This is a genomic window from Variovorax sp. Varisp41, from assembly GCF_047325085.1.
Lineage (GTDB): Bacteria > Pseudomonadota > Gammaproteobacteria > Burkholderiales > Burkholderiaceae_C > Variovorax.
The window spans coordinates 3457220-3474262 of record NZ_CP168540.1 but is presented as its reverse complement, the minus strand read 5'-3'; the positions used below and the strand labels follow the sequence as shown (position 1 = coordinate 3474262).

General features: G+C 70.6%; 14 protein-coding genes. 10 read left to right on the top strand and 4 right to left on the bottom strand.

Annotated features, from left to right (window positions below):
• The first annotated feature begins 36 nt into the window (after positions 1-36).
• From ACEN9J_RS16100 to ACEN9J_RS16075, 6 genes are all read left to right on the top strand, one after another.
• Positions 37-1005, top strand: coding sequence for a Bug family tripartite tricarboxylate transporter substrate binding protein (locus ACEN9J_RS16100; RefSeq protein WP_057590954.1), 969 nt, complete (start codon positions 37-39; stop codon positions 1003-1005).
• Positions 1006-1206: 201 nt separating this feature from the next.
• Positions 1207-2901 (top strand): hydantoinase B/oxoprolinase family protein, encoded by a 1695-nt coding sequence (locus ACEN9J_RS16095; RefSeq protein WP_413761511.1) that lies wholly within the window; start codon positions 1207-1209, stop codon positions 2899-2901.
• Complete coding sequence (locus ACEN9J_RS16090) at positions 2898-4952, top strand: hydantoinase/oxoprolinase family protein (RefSeq protein ID WP_413761510.1); 2055 nt, start codon at positions 2898-2900, stop codon at positions 4950-4952. The genes ACEN9J_RS16095 and ACEN9J_RS16090 overlap by 4 nt, the downstream gene beginning before the upstream one ends.
• Positions 4949-5563: a cysteine hydrolase family protein gene (locus tag ACEN9J_RS16085; RefSeq protein WP_413761509.1), complete on the top strand. Its 615-nt coding sequence runs from the start codon at positions 4949-4951 to the stop codon at positions 5561-5563. The genes ACEN9J_RS16090 and ACEN9J_RS16085 overlap by 4 nt, the downstream gene beginning before the upstream one ends.
• Entirely contained in the window at positions 5560-6975 is a 1416-nt protein-coding gene (locus ACEN9J_RS16080) for an FAD-dependent oxidoreductase (RefSeq protein WP_413761508.1), read from the top strand. Before ACEN9J_RS16085 ends, ACEN9J_RS16080 begins: the two co-directional genes overlap by 4 nt.
• Positions 6972-7835, top strand: coding sequence for an isocitrate lyase/PEP mutase family protein (locus tag ACEN9J_RS16075; protein WP_093354010.1), 864 nt, complete (start codon positions 6972-6974; stop codon positions 7833-7835). The genes ACEN9J_RS16080 and ACEN9J_RS16075 overlap by 4 nt, the downstream gene beginning before the upstream one ends.
• Positions 7836-7838: 3 nt before the next feature.
• On the opposite strand, the gene ACEN9J_RS16070 is transcribed toward ACEN9J_RS16075, so the two are convergent.
• Positions 7839-8726, bottom strand: coding sequence for a LysR family transcriptional regulator (locus ACEN9J_RS16070; protein WP_203204284.1), 888 nt, complete (start codon positions 8724-8726; stop codon positions 7839-7841).
• Between the two features lie 128 nt (positions 8727-8854).
• On the opposite strand from ACEN9J_RS16070, the gene ACEN9J_RS16065 reads away from it, so the two are divergent.
• Positions 8855-9613 carry an SDR family oxidoreductase gene (locus ACEN9J_RS16065; protein ID WP_413761507.1) on the top strand — a complete coding sequence of 253 codons (759 nt, stop codon included), beginning with the start codon at positions 8855-8857 and terminating at the stop codon, positions 9611-9613.
• A gap of 28 nt (positions 9614-9641) precedes the next feature.
• Here ACEN9J_RS16065 and ACEN9J_RS16060 read toward each other — a convergent pair whose 3' ends face one another.
• The 3 genes from ACEN9J_RS16060 to ACEN9J_RS16050 all read right to left on the bottom strand — a co-directional run bounded on the left by ACEN9J_RS16060 (position 9642) and on the right by ACEN9J_RS16050 (position 13746).
• The gene (locus ACEN9J_RS16060; protein WP_413761506.1) at positions 9642-12023 is read right to left on the bottom strand and encodes a TonB-dependent siderophore receptor; all 2382 of its coding nucleotides are present in this window, start codon (positions 12021-12023) and stop codon (positions 9642-9644) included.
• Between the two features lie 126 nt (positions 12024-12149).
• Positions 12150-13163, bottom strand: a complete 1014-nt coding sequence (locus ACEN9J_RS16055; RefSeq protein WP_261215040.1) for a FecR family protein — start codon at positions 13161-13163, stop codon at positions 12150-12152.
• Positions 13164-13233: 70 nt separating this feature from the next.
• A complete protein-coding gene (locus ACEN9J_RS16050; RefSeq protein WP_261215042.1) occupies positions 13234-13746 on the bottom strand; it encodes a sigma-70 family RNA polymerase sigma factor in 513 nt (170 codons plus the stop codon).
• Positions 13747-13997: 251 nt separating this feature from the next.
• Here ACEN9J_RS16050 and ACEN9J_RS16045 point away from each other — a divergent pair, with 251 nt between their 5' ends.
• The 3 genes from ACEN9J_RS16045 to ACEN9J_RS16035 are packed head-to-tail and all read left to right on the top strand — an operon-like array spanning position 13998 to position 17021.
• Positions 13998-14690: a TetR/AcrR family transcriptional regulator gene (locus ACEN9J_RS16045; RefSeq protein WP_057590965.1), complete on the top strand. Its 693-nt coding sequence runs from the start codon at positions 13998-14000 to the stop codon at positions 14688-14690.
• Positions 14691-14749: 59 nt separating this feature from the next.
• On the top strand, positions 14750-16546 hold the full coding sequence (locus ACEN9J_RS16040; protein ID WP_413761505.1) for an acyl-CoA dehydrogenase C-terminal domain-containing protein: 1797 nt from the start codon (positions 14750-14752) through the stop codon (positions 16544-16546).
• Between the two features lie 40 nt (positions 16547-16586).
• Positions 16587-17021: a DUF2147 domain-containing protein gene (locus tag ACEN9J_RS16035; RefSeq protein WP_296729136.1), complete on the top strand. Its 435-nt coding sequence runs from the start codon at positions 16587-16589 to the stop codon at positions 17019-17021.
• Positions 17022-17043 lie beyond the last annotated feature (22 nt).

Genomic DNA, 17043 nt, shown 5'->3' with positions numbered 1-17043 from the left:
CCGATTCCTCTTCACCACCTTCACGCCCCACCCACCATGAAACTCCTGCGCTACCTCGCCAGCACGCTGCTCGTGTGCCTGCCGCTCGTCGCCGCCGCCCAGGCCGGCGGCTTTCCCGACAAGGCGATCCGCATCGTCGTGCCCTTCCCGCCGGGCGGCGCCACCGATGCCGCGGCGCGGCTGGTCGCGGTGAAGATGAGCGAGCACTGGGGCCAGCCCGTGGTGGTCGACAACCGCGCGGGCGCGGGCGGCAACGTGGGCTCGGACCTCGTGGCCAAGGCGCCGGCCGACGGCTACACGCTGGTGATGGGCGTGACCGGCTCGCATGCCATCAACACCTCGCTCTACAGCCGGATGCCCTACGACCCGGTGGCCGACTTCGTCGCCATCAGCCAGGTGGCCGTGGTGCCCAACGTGCTGGTGGTGCATCCCTCGGTGCCCGCGAAGAACCTGGCCGAGCTGGTCGCGCTCGCGAAGAAGGAGCCCGGCAAGCTCAACTACGCCTCGCTGGGCAACGGCACGGCCGCGCACCTGGGCATGGAGATGCTCAAGGCCGAGGCCGGCGTCGACATCACGCACGTGCCCTACAAGGGCAGCGCGCCCGCGGTGTCCGACCTGCTGGCCGGCCAGGTGCAGATGATGGTCGACGGGCTGCCCTCGGCGCTGCCGCACGTCAAGGCCGGCAAGTTGCGCGCGATCGCGCTCACCAGCCTGCGCCGCTCGCCCTCGCTGCCCGATCTGCCGACCATCGCCGAGAGCTACCCGGGCTTCTATGCCGATGCCTGGTCGGGCCTGTTCGCGCCCAAGGGCACGCCGCAGCCGGTGGTCGACAAGCTCTCGGCCGAGGTGCAACGCATCCTCAAGTTGCCCGAGGTGCGCGAGAAGCTGGCCGCGCTCGGCGCCGAGCCGGTGGGTTCCACGCAGGCGGAATTCGCTGCCCACGTGAAGAAGGAAATCGACAAGTGGGCCAAGGTCGTGAAGACCAGCGGAGCGAAGGTGGATTGAAATGAAATACGAACAGCCGGACGCAGAGGACGCGAAGGTTTCGCGAAGACCGCAAAAAGGATCCAGGAAAACTTTCGAGGTTTTCTTTCGCGACCTTTGCGGAACCTTCGCGTCCTCTGCGTCCGGAAGTCCGATCCCGTTTTCGTGCTCCTCCGCGGCCCCTTGCGATGCGAGTGGCACTCAGTGCAATGGACAACTGACATGAACGACACACTCGACCCCGTCACGCTCGCCGTGCTGCGCGGCCGCCTCGAGCAGGTGGCCGACGAGATGGACGCCACGCTCTACCGCAGCGCGTTCAATCCCATCATCGCCGAGGCGCACGACGCCTGCCACGGCCTGTACGACGCGACCAGCGGCGACACGCTGGTGCAGGGCAAGTCGGGCCTGCCGGTGTTCGTGGGCGCGATGGCCTTCGCGGTGCGCGCCACCCTCGCCGCGGCCGCGCCGCGCGGCGGCATGAAGGACGGCGACATCTGGATCAGCAACGATGCCTACGACGGCGGCACGCACGCCAACGACTTCAAGCTGGTCAAGCCCTTCTTCCGCCACGGCAAGCTCTACTGCCACATGGCCTCGGCCGCGCACTGGCACGACGTGGGCGGCGCGGTGCCCGGCAACTACAACCCCGCGGCCACCGAGTGCTGGCAGGAGGCGGTGCAGATCCCGCCGGTGCGCATCGTGCGCGACGGCAAGCTCGATGCCGACGTGCTCGCGATCCTGCAGGCCAACACGCGCCTGCCCGACAGCCTCTGGGGCGACCTCAACGGCCAGCTCGCGGCGCTCGAGCTCGGCGCCAAGCGGCTGCACGGCCTGCTCGACGAGTACGGCGACGACCTGGTGCTGGCCGCGCTCGGCGAGTTGCGCGGCCGCGCGCTGCGGCTGATGCGCTCGCACATCGCCTCGCTGCCCGACGGCCGCTACAGCTTCGAGGACCTGCTCGACAACGACGGCATCGCGAACGAGCCGCTGACCATCGCGCTCGACATGACGGTGGCCGGCGACCGGCTGCTGCTCGACTTCTCGCGCACCTCGGCGCAATGCGCGGGGCCGGTCAACATCTCGCGCGCCACCGCCGTGGCGGCCTGCTACGTCGCGCTCAAGCACCTGTTCCCCGACGTGCCCGCCAATGCCGGCGTGCTCGACGCGGTGGACTTCGATATCCCCGACCGGCTGGTGATCAGCGCCGAACGCCCGCGTCCGGTCGGCGGCTACACCGAGACCATCCTGCGCATGATCGACGTGATCTTCAGCGCCGCCGCGCAGGCCGATCCCACGCGCGCCGTCGCGCAGGCCTACGGCACCATCAACGCGCTGTCGATCGCGGGCCACCGCAGCGACAAGGGCCGCGAGGGCCAGCGCTGGGTGATGTTCAGCTTCTTCGGCGGCGGCCATGGCGGCCACTCGGGCGGCGACGGGCTCTCGCATGGCAACGCGCCGATCTCGACCGCGACCATTCCGCCGCTGGAGATCCTCGAGGCCGCCTATCCGGTGCGCTTCACCGAATGGTCGCTGCGCGCCGATTCGGGCGGCGACGGCCGGCACCGCGGCGGCCTCGGCGCCGTCTACGAGATCGAGCTGCTCGAGAAGGACGCCGAAGTCTTCGTGTTCGGCGAGCGCGGCACCTCGCCGCCCAAGGGCATCGCGGGCGGCGGCGCAGGCGCGGTCAACGTGTTCCGCTACGAGAACGCGGGCGAATGGCACGTGCCGCCGATGGTCTCGAAGATGCGCGGCATCCGGCTCGAGCGCGGCGAGCGCGTGCGGCTCGAGACGCCGGGCGGCGGTGGCTGGGGCGAGGCCGCCGAGCGGCCCGCGGCGCAGCGCGCGGCCGACCGCGCGATGGGCTATGTGACGACCGGCAACGACAAGAACGACAAGGACGAGGCATCCGAATGAGCTCCCCTGGCAACCCCCGCAATTCCCTGGTCGTCGGCGTCGACGTCGGCGGCACCTTCACCGACCTGTTCGTGCTCGACGAGGCGAACGGCACGGCGCGCATCGTCAAGGTGCCGTCCACGCGCGGCGAGGAAGCGCGCGGCTTCATGAACGGCGTGGCACGCGTGGCCGATTCGGCCGCGGCCATCGCCACCATCGTGCACGGCACCACGGTCGGCACCAATGCGCTGCTCGAGCGCAAGGTGGCGCGCACCGGCATCATCACCACGCGCGGCTTCCGCGACGTGCTCGAGATGCGCCGCCGCGACCGGCCCCAGACCTGGGGCCTGCGCGGCAGCTTCCTGCCCGTGGTGCCGCGCGACCTGCGCCGCGAGGTCGACGAGCGCGTGCTGGCCGACGGCACCCTGCACACCGCGGTCGATCTCGACCAGGTGCGCGCCGAGGCGCGCGCGCTGCTCGAGGCCGGCTGCGAGGCGGTCTGCGTGTTCTTCATCAACACCTATGCCAACCCGGCGAACGAGCGGCTCGCGGTCGCGGCGGTGCGCGAGCTCTGGCCGAATCCGCATGTCACCTCGGCCAGCGAGGTGCTGCCCGAGATCCGCGAGTTCGAGCGCTGCTCGACCGCCACGCTCAACGCCGCGCTGCAGCCGGTGGTGGGCAGCTACCTCGGCCGGCTCGAGTCGGACCTGCGCGCGCAGGGCTTCGCGGGCGAGCTGCTGGTGGTGCAGAGCAACGGCGGCGTGATGTCGCGCCAGACCGCGAGCGACCTGCCGGTGCGCACCGCGCTCTCGGGCCCGGCCGCCGGCGTGATCGCCTGCGCGGCCATCGCGCGCGCGGCCGGCTTCCCGAACGCGATCACCGGCGACATGGGCGGCACCTCGTTCGACGTCTCGCTGGTGGCCAACGGCGAGGCCGCGCTGGCCGCACAGACCGCGATCGAGTTCGGCATGGTGATCCGCTCGCCGATGATCCAGATCGAGACCATCGGCGCGGGCGGCGGCTCCATCGCCTCGGTGGATGCGAGCGGCATGCTGCAGGTGGGACCCGAGTCGGCCGGCAGCGTGCCGGGCCCGGCCTGCTACGGGCGCGGCAACATGCGCCCCACGGTGACCGACGCCAACGTGCTGCTGGGCCGTATCGCGGCGGACCGGCCGCTGGGCGGCGGGTTGCTCGCGGCGCTCGACGGCGAGAAGTCGCGCCAGGCCATCGAGGAACACGTCGCGCGCCCGCTGGGCCTGGACGTGCATGCGGCCGCCGAGGCCATCCTCACGGTTGCCAACGCACGCATGGCCGGCGCCATTCGCCTGGTGTCGATCGAGCGCGGCCACGATCCGCGCCGCTTCGCCTACATGCCCTTCGGCGGCGGCGGCGCGCTGCACGTGTGCGCGATGATGCGCGAGGTCGGCGTGGCCACCGGCATCGTGCCGCGCTATCCCGGCGTGACCTCGGCGCTGGGCTGCGTGATCGCCGACATGCGCCACGACGCGGTGCAGACCCTCAACAAGCCGCTGGCCGAACTCGACGTGGCGGACGTCCAGCGCCGCATCGACGAGCTGGCCGCGAGCTGCCAGCAGCGCCTCGATTCCTCGGGCGTGCGCTTCGAGGAGGTGCGCGAGGTGATCGCGCTCGACATGCTCTACGCGGGCCAGACGCACACGCTGCCCGTGGTGCTCGGCAGCGCGCCGCTCACGGCCGCCGCCATCCGCGCCGCCTTCGAGGCCAGCTACACGGCTGCCTTCGGCCGCGTGCTCGAGGGCATCGCGATCCGCGTGATGAACCTGCGCTATGCGCGCATCGGCGTGCGGCCCAAGTTCGACCTCAAGGTGCTCGCGCCCGAGGGGAAGGGCAGCACCGCGCCGCTGGGCACGCAGCGCGTGTTCCACGACGGCCGCTGGCACGAGGCGCAACGCTATGCGCGCCTGGAACTGCCGGTGGCCGCGCGCATCGAGGGGCCCGCGATCCTCGAGCAGGCCGACACCACCGTGTGGCTCGAACCCGGCTTCCATGCCGAGGTCGATGCGCACGGCAACCTTCTGGTGAGGCTGTCATGAGCGAAACCAGGCAACCGATCGCGGCACGCACCGCGCTGGTCGTAATCGACCTGCAGAACGACTTCCTCGATGCCCGGGGCGCCTATGCGCGCGGCGGCGACACCAACCCGCCGGCGCTGCTGCTGCCGGCGCGCGTGGCCGCGGTGGCGCGCGCGCTCAAGGCCGCGGGCGGCATGGTGGTGGCGAGCCAGTTCACGCTGTGGCCCGATGCCGCGGGCGAGCCGATGGTGTCGCCGCACCTGAAGGCGCTGCGCCCCTACCTCGCCAGGGGCGACTTCGCGCCCGGCAGCTGGGGCCAGGCCAACGTCGATGCGCTGGCCGGCCTGGTCGACGTGAACGTGAGCAAGGTCGCGTACTCGGCCTTCTTCAACACCCAGCTCGACTGGGTGCTGCGCCGCGCGGGCATCGACACCGTGGCGGTCTGCGGCATCGTCACCAACGGCGGTGTCGCGAGCACGGTGCGCGATGCGCACATGCGCGACTACCGCACGCTGGTGCTGGCCGACGGCTGCGCGGCCTTCGGCGAGGAGCGCCACCAGACCTCGCTGGCCGACATGCGCAACGTGGCCGAGGTGACGGACTGCGCGGCCTTCGCCGCGTCGCTCGCATGAGTTCGAACCCGTCGCGACCGGTGCGCCGCGCGGCCTCGGTCGAGGCCGAGGTGCGCGTGCCGGTGGCGATCGTCGGCGGCGGCGCCTGCGGGCTCACTGCCGCGCTGATGCTGGCCGATGCGGGCGTGGACTGCGTGGTGCTCGAGCGCGATGCGCTGCCCAGCGGATCGAGCGCGCTGTCCTCGGGCTTCATCCCCGCGCCCGGCACGCTCGCGCAGCGCGCGCACGGCGTGCTCGACGACAGCGCCGAGCGCTTCGCCGCCGACATCCAGGCCAAGGCCCATGGCCGCGCGGCACCGGCGCTGGTCGCGGCCTATGCGGGGGCCATCGGCCCGGCGCTCGATGCGCTGCAGGCACGGCACGGGCTGCGGTGGCTGCTGCTCGATGGCTTCCTCTACCCGGGCCATGGCGTGCACCGCATGCATGCGCTCGAACAGAAGACCGGCGCCGCGCTGATGGCGGCGCTGCAGTCGGTCGCCTCGGCGGCCGGCGTTCCGGTGCTGACGCAGGCGCTGGTCGACACGCTGGTGCTCGATGATGGCGACCGCGTGGTCGGCGTCGAGTACGCGCGCCCCGACGGCAGCCGCGAGACGCTGGGCTGTGATGCGCTGCTGCTGGCCTGCAACGGTTTCGGCGGCAATGCGCCGATGGTGCGCGCGCTGCTGCCCGAGATGGCCGAGGCCGCGTTCGGCGGCCACGTGGGCAACGACGGCAGCGCGATCCTCTGGGGCGAGGCGCTGGGCGCGCGGTTGCGCGACCTCGGCGGCTACCAGGGCCATGGCTCCTGGGTCACGCCGCAGGGCGCGCTGATGTCCTGGGCCGTGATGATGGAAGGCGGCGTGCAGCTCAACCGCGAGGGCCGGCGCTTCCATGACGAGACCCAGGGCTACTCCGAAGCCGCGGTGCATGTGCTCGCGCAGCCGGGCGGCATCGCCTGGAACGTGTTCGACGCGCCACTGCTCGCGCTGGCGCGCGGCTTTCCCGATTTCCGCGAAGCCGAGGCGGCAGGCGCCGTGCGGCGCTGCGAATCGGTGGCCGCACTGGCCGACTGCATCGGCTGCGAGGCCGCGGTGCTGCAGGCCACGCTCGACGCGATGCGCACCGGCACGCCCGCGCCCGATGGCCGCGTGTTCGCGCGCGGGCTCGACGCACCGTACCTCGCGGTCAAGGTCACGGGCGCGCTGTTCCACACCCAGGGCGGCCTCGACATCGCACCCGACATGCGCGTGCTGCGCCACGACGGCACGCCTTTCGACAACCTGCTGGCCGCGGGCGGCGCGGCGGGTGGCGTGTCGGGCGACGCGGTCTGGGGCTATCTCTCCGGCAACGGCCTCTTGAGCGCCGTGGCCGGCGGCTACATCGCGGCGCGCACGCTCGCCGCATCCATCCCAACCAGGACGAACTCCGCATGACGAATCCCTCTTTCAAGACCCGGCTCGCGCGCAACGACATCGTGCTCGCGCCCGGCGTGTACGACGCGCTCAGCGCGCTGGTGGCCGAGCAGGCCGGCTTCGAGGCGCTGTACCTCTCGGGCGCCTCCATCGCCTACACGCGGCTCGGCCGGTCCGACGTCGGCCTCACGACCTTCACCGAGGTGGCCGACACGCTGGCGCGCATCACCGAGCGCGTGCGCGTGCCGGTGATCGTCGATGCCGACACCGGCTTCGGCAATGCGCTCAACACCCAGCGCACCGTGCGCGGCTTCGAGCGCGCGGGCGCGGCCATGGTGCAGATCGAGGACCAGACCTTTCCCAAGCGTTGCGGCCACCTCGACGGCAAGGCCGTGGTGTCCGAGCGCGAGATGGTCGGCAAGCTCAAGGCCGCGCTCGATGCGCGCAGCTCGAGCGAGACCCTGATCCTCGCGCGCACCGACGCGGTGGCGGTCGAGGGCATGGAGGCCGCGCTCGACCGCGCCGAGGCTTATCTCGCCTGCGGCGTGGACGCGCTCTTCATCGAGGCGCTGCGCTCGCCCGAGCAGATGGACGCGGCCTGCCGGCGCTTCGGCGACCGCGTGCCGCTGCTGGCGAACATGGTCGAAGGCGGCAAGACGCCGATCGAGGATGCCGACGCGCTGCAGCGGCACGGCTTTCGCATCGCGATCTTCCCGGGCGGCACGGCGCGCGCCGTGACGCACACGCTGCAGGGCTACTACGCGAGCCTGCACCGCCACCGCACCACGCAGCCGTGGCGGCCGCAGATGCTGGACTTCGATGCGCTCAACGCGGTGATCGGCACGCCCGAGCTGATGCTCGAAGGACAGAAGTACGAGTAGGTCTCAGCGCAGCGCGCGCACGAGTTCGTCGTAGACCAGCCGCACGCGCGCCGGCACCGGCGCGCGCTGCGAGCGGTAGACATGGATCGGCCAGGACTCGGGCGCTTCGGCCTCGAGCACCTCGACCAGCTCGCCCGATGCGATCAGCGGCTCGGCCAGCGGCCCCGCGAGCTGGCCGAAACCCAGGCCAGCGCGCACGGCGGTGCACTCGGCCTCCACGTCGTCGCTGATGAAGGCCGGCGCCGCCACCGGCATCTGCCGCCCCTTGCTGAAGAACCAGGACCAGGGCCGGCCCACGCTGCGGTCGAGCAGCGCGGTGAGCGGAAAGCCCGGCAGCGCCTCGATGTTCTCGGGGATACCGGTGCGCGCGATCAGCGCCGGCGCCGCCACCACGCGCAGCTGCATGCGCCCGACCGTGCGCGCGACGAAGCGCGCATCGCGGATCGGGCCGGCGCGCACGCCGATGTCGATCTGCTCGTCGACCACGTCGGCATGTTCCTCCGACAGCCGCAGGTCGAGCACCAGCCCCGGATGCGCCGCCAGCATCGGCGCCAGCGCCTCGGGAATCAGCCGCCGGCCGTAGACGTTGGGCGCGGTGACGCGCACCGTGCCCGCGTGCTGCGACAGCGCGCGCCGGTCGGTGCGGTGGAACAGCGCATCGACGCCGCCGACCGCGGTGCGCGCGCGCTGCGCGAGCTGGCGTCCGAAGTCGGTGAGCTGCACGCCGCGCGTGCTGCGGTGGAACAGCGGCTCGCCCAGTTCCTCCTCGAGTTCGCGCACGGCGCGCGTGACCACCTGCGGCGAGACCGCCAGGCGCACCGCGGCATCGCGGAAGTTGGCCGCATCGGCGGCGGCGCAGAACACGCGCAGGGCTTCGAGCCGGTTCGACATGGGGGTGGGTTGAGTGTTCCTGAATCAGGAATTCTGAAGTCGCGAGAGTTTCATTTACGGGAACGCCCGGATTTTCCACACTGCATGCACTTCTTCAAGTTCTTCAACGCCCACCCAAGGAAAACACCATGACTTCCGTCCAAGACAACATCCGCGGCAAGGTTGCCATCGTCACCGGCGCCAGCAGCGGCCTCGGCGAAACCACCGCCCGCCACCTGGCCGCCCGCGGCGCGAAGGTGGTGCTGGCCGCGCGCCGCACCGACCGGCTCGAGAAGGTGGTCGCCGAGATCCGCGAAGCCGGCGGCGAGGCCATCGCGGTCGCCACCGACGTGGCGAAGCGCGAGGACCTCGAGCGGCTCGCCGCCGCCACCGTCGAGGCCTTCGGCCGCATCGACGTGCTGGTCAACAACGCGGGCGTGATGCCGCTGTCGCCGATCGAGAAGCTCAAGGTCGACGAATGGGACCGCACCATCGACGTCAACATCAAGGGCGTGCTCTACGGCATCGCCGCCGTGCTGCCGCGCATGCAGGCGCAGGGCAGCGGCCATATCGTCAACGTGGCCTCGATCGCCGGCATCAAGGTGTTCACGCCGATCGGCACCGTCTACAGCGCCACCAAGTACGCGGTGCGCGCCATCTCGGAAGGCCTGCGCGTGGAGGTCGGCAACACCGGCATCCGCGTGACCATCGTCTCGCCCGGCGCGGTCGAGTCCGAACTGAAGTTCGGCACCACCGATGCCGAGACCGCCGCCGGCGTGCAGGCCTTCTACGAGGCCAGCCAGATCCCCTCGGACTCGGTGGCGCGCGCGGTGGTGTACGCGGTGGAGCAGCCCGCGAACGTGGACATCAACGAGGTGGTGCTGCGGCCGGTGGCGCAGGACTTCTGATCCTCGCACCGGATGGCGCGGATGCCGCTCAGAACGGCATCTGCGCCGAGAAGGCCACGCTGCGCGGCGCGCCCACGTAGTAGCTGTTGAGCCAGTAGCTCTTGTTGGCGACGTTGTTCACGTTCAGCCGCAGGGTCAGCGGACGGCCCGAGAGCTTCATGGCGTAGCGCAGGCCGAGGTCGGCGGTGGTGACGGCGGGCAGGCGGTCGGTGTTGTCGGCATTGGCCCATTGGCGGCCCGTGTAGTAGAGGCCGCCGGTCAGCACCAGGCCGGGCACCGGCAGCTCGTATTCGGCATAGACCTTGGCGATGAGCTTCGCCACGTTCTGCGGCGCCTTGCCGTCGAACTCGGAGCCCCTGACCTTGGCATCGAGCGCGGTCAGGCCGCCCACCACCGTCCATTTGTCGGCCGGCTTGCCCGAGACGTTGAACTCGAAGCCCCGGTGCTTCTGCCGGCCGTTCTGCGTGTAGGTGTTGGCCGTGTCGATGTATTCGTAGGCCTTCTCGATGTCGAACAGCGCGCCGGTCAGCAGCAGTTCGCCGACCGTCGCCTTCAGGCCGATCTCCTTCTGGCGGCTGACCATCGGCGGCAGCACGGCGCCGAAGTTGGCGGCGGTGTCGGGCGCGGTGCCGCCGGCTTCCAGGCCCTCGATGTAGCTCGCATAGGCGGTCAGCCAGGGCACGGGCTTGTACATCAGCGAGACCGAGGGCGAGCTGCGGCTCTTGTCGTAGTCGGGCTGCGATTTCGCGCCCTCGCCGTCGAGCGCGACGGTGCGGATGTTGCTGCGCGTCACGCCCAGCAGCATCGACCACTGCTCGCCGAACTGCAGATGGTCGCCGATCACCTGGTTGCGGTTCATCACGCGGCCCGCGTAATAGGGCGTGTAGATGTTCGGCGTGAAGTAGGGCTCGGGCACGTAGGTCGGCTGCGAGAAGGGGTAGGGCCCCTGCCAGCCGGTGTTGGGGCTGCTGCGCGTGGCCCAGGACTTGTCGGAATACATGTAGGCGCCCACCGTGAGCTTGTGCGACACGGGGCCGGTCTCGAAGCGGATGTCGGCCAGCGCCGAGCCGGCCTCGAAGGTGTCCTCGGTGCGGCCCGAGCGGATGCGGATCTGGCTGAAGCCCTCGGCCGAGCTCACGCTGTTCATCGTGTGATCCTGCACCGGGCGGTCGATGCCGTCGCGCATGTAGGCGGCGCGCAGCGTGATGCGCTCGTCGAGCCGGTAGGTGGCCTTGGCCATCAGCTTGGTGTTCTCGAATTCGTCGCGCACCCAGGGCTGGCTCCAGTTCCTGCGCGCGTCGGGCGCGCGGCCGCGCGGGATGTCGTAGAACCAGTAGGCCGAGGTGCCCGCGCTGCGGTACTTGTTGTAGACCGCGTTCATCTCGACCAGCAGGCGGTCGGTGAGCTGCCAGTCGACGGCCGCGCTGACCAGCGTGCGGTCGATCTTCTGGTCGTCGATGGCGGTGTTGCCGTCCTGGCGGACCACGTTGAGCCGGTAGCCGACGCGGCCGGCCTCGTCGAAGCGGCCGCCGAAGTCGCCGTGCACGTAGGCCTGGCTGCCGCCGTAGTTGCCGACGGTGAGGCTGTTGAGGCGCTCGACGGTCGGGCGCTTGTAGACGCTGTTGATCATGCCCCCGGGCTGGGCCGCGCCGAACAGGAAGCCCGAGAGGCCGTTCAGGATCTCGATGCGTTCCTTGTCCTCGACCACGGCCGCATGGTTGTAGAGGCGCCGCAGGCCGTCTTCCGCCGTGTTGTAGCCGTTGAAGCCGCGGATGTTGACGAGCGGCGACCAGCCCGTGATCTGCGGGGTGGCGGTACGGGTCGAGGGGTTGAGCTTGTAGATGTCGTCGAGCGACTGCGCCTGGATGTTCTGGACCAGCTCGCGCGGCACCACGCTGATCGAGAACGGCGTGTCCTGCAGCGCCATGCCGCCGAGCGCGCCAACCGAGGAGACGGTCTTGGCGCGGTAGCCGTCGGCGGCGGTGCCGTCCTGCTGCAGGGCCGGCGTGGCGTCGGGCGCGGCGGCGTTCACCACCACCGGCGGCAGCGTCGCGCCGCTCGTTGCCGCGGGCAGGGCGCGGATCACGGCCGCGTTGCCGTCGAGGCTCGCGCCCAGGCCGCTGCCCGCGAGCACGCGCTCCAGCGCCTGGCTCGCGGTGAACTGGCCCGACACCGCCGGCGCCTGCTTGCCGGCGACGAGGTCGGGATGGACCATCAGCTGCAGCCGGGCCTGGCGCGCGAGTTCGTTGAGCGCCGCGCCGAGCGGCTGGGCGGGCAGCGCGATCGGGTAGACGGCCGCGGCCTGCACGGCGGGCACGGGCTGGGCGTTGACGGATGAGGTGCCCCAGGCGGCGAGGACAAGGGCCGCCGCGAAGGCGGTGGCGGCGGGGCGGAAGCGCGGGTGCGGCATGAAGGCGGACTCCGGAAGGTCGATGGGTAGAGGAAAAGAACTACCCATGCAGACGCATCAGTTCCGGCGCAGTGGAGGTCCGTCTCGAACTTTTTTGAAAAAACTTCGCCCGGGGCCCGGCGGGCCTCAGCGCGGCGCGATCTCGGTCGTGCCCTCGCGCGGCTGCAGCCGCACCGGCAGCACCTGCGGCAGCGCCTTGGCGAAGGCGCCGAACTGCCGCAGGTCGAAGCTGCCGTTGATGCGCATCGCGGCCACCGCGGGGTCGCGCACCGTGAGGCCGGTCGGGCCGTAGCGCTCGAACTCGGCCAGCGCCTGCGCCAGCGGCGTGTTCTCGAAATTGGCGCGGCCTTCGCGCCAGAGCAGGGCGCCCGCGGCGGGTGCGGCGGACGTGCCGCGCAGGCGGCCGCCCGCATCGGCGGCGACGGCCTCGCCCGGGCCCAGCAGCCGCGGCTCGGCCCCGGCCGCCGGCTCGGCCGAGGCCACGCGCACGCGCACGCGGCCTTCCTCCACGGTCACGCGCACGCCACCGGCATCGAGCCCGGCCTGCGTGTGGCGCACCGAGAAGCGCGTGCCGACCACCGTGATGCGCAGCGGGCCGGCGAGCACATCGAAGGGACGGGCGGCATCGGCCTGCACACTGAAATGGGCCTGGCCCTCGGGCAGGCGCACCTCGCGCCGCTGGCGATAGAGCGTGACTTCGGCGCGCGTGGCGGTGTCGAGCTGGAGCACGCTGCCGTCGGGCAATTGCACGTCGAGCTGCTGGCCGCGCGCGGTGGCGAAGGTCTTGGCATAGACCGGCTGCTGCTGCCACAGCGCCCAGCCGCCCGCCACCACGAACAGCGCGCAGGCCGAGGCGGCCAGCGGCATCCAGCGGCGCGTGCCCTGCCAGCCGCGGCGCGGCGGGGTGGCGGCCTGCGTGCGCGCGCGCAGCGCGGCCAGTTCGGCGGCGGGCAGCGTGTCGAGCCGCCGCCAGGTGCCTTCGAGCCGCTCGAGCGCGGCGCGGTGCGCGGGCGTGGCCGCGAGCCAGGCCTCGAATTCGGCCGCCTCGTCCGGCGCCAGCCCGTCCTGCCGGCGCACCAGCCAGCGCGCGGCGGCCTGTTCGGCGTCCGGCGCGGGATCGGTGGGCGGGGTGGCTGTCATGCGGGGAATTTCTCTGTTCTGGATGTAGACGCGCGGGCGGCCTCGAAGTGGAGGTCGGTGCGGCGCCGCGCTATCGATTGTGGTCGCTGGTCCCGGTGCCGAAGGCGTCCTCGCAGGCCTGGCAGGCCAGCACGCCGCGGATCACGTGCTGCGCCACCATGTTCTTCGAGATGCCCATGCGCTCGGCCACCTCCTGGTGCGACAGGCCCTCGAAGCGGTTGAGCACGAAGGCCTCGCGGCAGCGCGGCGGCAGGGCCTCGATCGCCGCCAGGATCGCCCGCGCATGCTGCGCCGAGGCGTAGGCCTCCTCGGGCTGCGCGTGGGCGGGCGCCATCGCATGCGCGGCGTCGGCCAGCGCGTCGATGTCCTCGTGGTCGCGCAGCACGGCGCGGCGATGGCGGTCGATCACCAGGTTGCGCGCGGTGCGATAGAGCAGCGCGCGCACGTTGGAGATGGCCTCGCCCGATTGCCGCAGCGCGAGCACGCGCGCATAGCTCTCCTGCGCGAGGTCGGCCGCGGCGTCGCGGTCGTTCACCGAGCGGAAGAGGAAGTTCAGCAGTTCGCGGTAATAGCGCTCGAGCAAGATCGACCCATGCCATGGAGGGGATGCGTTCCGACGACCGGCTGGCGTGGGGATGTGGCGGCGGCTGATCTCGCGCGCGTCGTGGATGGGAACTCTTCTCATTATCAGCGAGCCAAGGCGCGGCAGCCCGGCTTGTCATCCGCCGGTTGCTTTTCGTTGATAACCTTTTCCGGCTCAAGGTCTTTGCCGGCCAAGAATCGAAAGCCCCTGCAAAATAGAACGACCGTTCGTTTTTGTCTGGAAGTCCCACGATGTCCGTCAATGCCGTTTCCGCCAAGCCGGCCCGCGCCGCCCAGAAGGGCCAGCAGACCAAGGCCGTGATCGTCGATGCCGCACTGGCGCTGGCCGCGCAGATCGGGCTCGAGGGCCTGTCGATCGGCGCCGTGGCCGAGATCACCAAGATGAGCAAGTCGGGCGTGTTCGCCCACTTCGGCTCGCGCGAGGAGCTGCAGATCTCGGTGGTGCGCGAGTACCACGCGCGCTTCGAGCAGGAAGTGTTCTTCCCCGCCATCGAGGCCGACCGCGGCCTGCCGCGGCTGCGTGCGATGTTCGCCAACTGGATGAAGCGCACCTCGACCGAGATCGACTCGGGCTGCATCTACATCAGCGGCGCTTCCGAATTCGACGACCGCCCGGGCCCGGTGCGCGACGCGCTGGTGGAGTCGGTCTCGATCTGGCAGGCCGCCGTGCTGCGCGCGATCGTGCAGTCGAAGGAGGAGGGCCACCTCAACGCCGATGCCGACGAGCGCCAGGTCGCGTTCGAGATCCACGGCCTGATCCTCGCGCTGCACTACGAGGCCCGCTTCCTGCGGGTGCCCGGCTCCATCGGCCGTGCCAACACCGGCTTCGACAACATCCTCGGCCGCTATGCGGCGGCCGGGACGCCCGCGCCGACCGCTGCCGCCGCGCCCTCGCGCGTGCGCCGCCTCAAGACCGTGCGCTGAGCGCGCGGCACCGTTTTTTTCTTCCCTTTCATCTTTCAGTTCGACCAGGAGAGTTCCGGATGCCCAGCTACAACCCGCCCGTGCGCGACATGCAATTCGTGCTGCACGAAGTGCTCAACGTCGCCGAGGAACTCAAGGCGCTGCCCGCGCACGCCGAGACCGACGCCGACACCATCAACGCGGTGATCGAGGAGGCCGGCAAGTTCGCGGCCGAGGTCACCTTCCCGCTCAACATCAGCGGCGACGAGGAAGGCTGCGTGCTCGACAAGGCCACGCACGAAGTCAAGACGCCCACGGGCTTCAAGGAGGCCTACGCCAAGTACGTCGAGGGCGGCTGGCCCGCGCTGTCGTGCGACCCGGCCTTCGGCGGCCAGGGCCTGCCCTTCGTGGTCAACCAGTGCCTGTTCGAGATGCTCAACAGCGCGAACCAGGCCTGGACCATGTACCCGGGCCTCTCGCACGGCGCCTACGAGGCGCTGGTGGCGCACGGCACCGACGAGCAGAAGAAGACCTACCTGCCCAAGCTGGTGAGCGGCGAATGGACCGGCACCATGTGCCTGACCGAACCCCACTGCGGCACCGACCTCGGCCTGCTGCGCACCAAGGCAGAACCGCAGGCCGACGGCACGTACCGCATCACCGGCAACAAGATCTTCATCTCGGCCGGCGAGCACGACATGGCCGGCAACATCATCCACCTGGTGCTGGCCCGGCTGCCCGACGCGCCCAAGGGCAGCAAGGGCATCAGCCTGTTCGTGGTGCCGAAGTTCCACGTCAAGGCCGACGGTTCGCTCGGCGAGCGCAACCCGATCTTCTGCGCCGGCCTCGAGCACAAGATGGGCATCCACGGCAACGCCACCGCGCAGATCGTGATCGAGGGCGCCACCGGTACGCTGGTGGGCGAGCCCAACAAGGGCCTGGCCGCGATGTTCGTGATGATGAACGCCGCGCGCCTGGGCGTGGGCAACCAGTCGCTGGGCCTGACCGAGGTGGCGTTCCAGAACGCGCTGGCCTATGCCAAGGACCGCCTGCAGATGCGCTCGCTGTCGGGCGTGAAGGCCAAGGACAAGGAAGCCGATCCGATCATCGTGCACCCCGACGTGCGCAAGATGCTGCTGACCGCCAAGGCCTATGCCGAGGGCGGCCGCGCGCTGCAGGTGTTCTGCACCCTGCTGCTCGACAAGGAGCACCACCATCCCGACGAGAAGGTGCGCAAGGACAGCGGCGAACTCGTCGCGCTGCTCACGCCGATCGTGAAGGCCTTCATCACCGACAACGGCCACATCGCGACCAATGCCTGCATGCAGGTCTTCGGCGGCCATGGCTTCATCAAGGAATGGGGCATGGAGCAGTACGTGCGCGACAACCGCATCAACATGATCTACGAAGGCACGAACACCGTGCAGTCGCTCGACCTGCTGGGCCGCAAGGTGCTGGGCAACAACGGCGCCTCGCTGAAGAAGTTCGGCAAGCTGGTCGCGAAGCTGGTGGAAGAAGAGGGCGTGAACGAGAAGATGGCCGAGTTCATCAATCCGATCGCGGGCCTGGGCGACCAGCTCACCAAGTTCACGACCGAGATCGGCTTCAAGGGCTTCCAGAACCCCGATGAAGTCGGCGCCGCCGCGGTGGACTACCTGCGCGTGGCCGGCCACTTCGTGTTCGGCTACCTGTTCGCCCGCATGGCGCAGGTCGCGCTGCGCGAGATCGCGGCCGGCAACAGCGATCCGTTCTACGTCGCCAAGCTGCAGACCGCGCGCTTCTACTTCGCCAAGCTGTTCCCCGAGACCGCGACGCTGATGCGCACGGCCCGTGCCGGCAGCAAGGTGCTGATGGACACCGACGCCGCGCTGGCCTGAGTCCACGCGTCCCCTCTTCGATCACTTCCCGGAGCCGACCATGAAAGCAACGCTTGCAGCCCTCGTCCTCGTCGCGACCTCGGTCACGGCCCTGGCCCAGACCACCCCGGTGGGCCTGTGGCGCAACGTCGACGACAAGACCGGCGAGGCCAAGGCCGAGATCCGCATCGGCGAGACCGGCGGCGCGCTCGTCGGCCGCATCGAGAAGTCGCTGAAGAAGGACGGCAAGCCCGACGCGGTCTGCGACGAATGCTCGGACGACCGCAAGGGCCAGCCGATCGCGGGCCTGGAGATCATCCGCGGCGGCAAGAAGGCCGACGGCAAGGACGTCTGGGAGGGCGGGAAGATCCTCGACCCCGAGAACGGCAAGGAATACCGCGCGAGCTTCACGCCGATCGACGGCGGCAAGAAGCTCGAAGTGCGCGGCTATCTCGGCCCCTTTTGGCGCACCCAAACCTGGAACCGCGTGCAGTAAGCAAGCCTGCGCGCAACCTATC

Excerpts from the sequence above, each read along its gene's own strand:
- ACEN9J_RS16100 (WP_057590954.1), top strand. The coding sequence starts at position 37 with ATGAAACTCCTGCGCTACCTCGCCAGCACGCTGCTCGTGTGCCTGCCG.
- ACEN9J_RS16095 (WP_413761511.1), top strand. The coding sequence starts at position 1,207 with ATGAACGACACACTCGACCCCGTCACGCTCGCCGTGCTGCGCGGCCGC.
- ACEN9J_RS16090 (WP_413761510.1), top strand. The coding sequence starts at position 2,898 with ATGAGCTCCCCTGGCAACCCCCGCAATTCCCTGGTCGTCGGCGTCGAC.
- ACEN9J_RS16085 (WP_413761509.1), top strand. The coding sequence starts at position 4,949 with ATGAGCGAAACCAGGCAACCGATCGCGGCACGCACCGCGCTGGTCGTA.
- ACEN9J_RS16080 (WP_413761508.1), top strand. The coding sequence starts at position 5,560 with ATGAGTTCGAACCCGTCGCGACCGGTGCGCCGCGCGGCCTCGGTCGAG.
- ACEN9J_RS16075 (WP_093354010.1), top strand. The coding sequence starts at position 6,972 with ATGACGAATCCCTCTTTCAAGACCCGGCTCGCGCGCAACGACATCGTG.
- ACEN9J_RS16070 (WP_203204284.1), bottom strand. The coding sequence starts at position 8,726 with ATGTCGAACCGGCTCGAAGCCCTGCGCGTGTTCTGCGCCGCCGCCGAT.
- ACEN9J_RS16065 (WP_413761507.1), top strand. The coding sequence starts at position 8,855 with ATGACTTCCGTCCAAGACAACATCCGCGGCAAGGTTGCCATCGTCACC.
- ACEN9J_RS16060 (WP_413761506.1), bottom strand. The coding sequence starts at position 12,023 with ATGCCGCACCCGCGCTTCCGCCCCGCCGCCACCGCCTTCGCGGCGGCC.
- ACEN9J_RS16055 (WP_261215040.1), bottom strand. The coding sequence starts at position 13,163 with ATGACAGCCACCCCGCCCACCGATCCCGCGCCGGACGCCGAACAGGCC.
- ACEN9J_RS16045 (WP_057590965.1), top strand. The coding sequence starts at position 13,998 with ATGTCCGTCAATGCCGTTTCCGCCAAGCCGGCCCGCGCCGCCCAGAAG.
- ACEN9J_RS16040 (WP_413761505.1), top strand. The coding sequence starts at position 14,750 with ATGCCCAGCTACAACCCGCCCGTGCGCGACATGCAATTCGTGCTGCAC.
- ACEN9J_RS16035 (WP_296729136.1), top strand. The coding sequence starts at position 16,587 with ATGAAAGCAACGCTTGCAGCCCTCGTCCTCGTCGCGACCTCGGTCACG.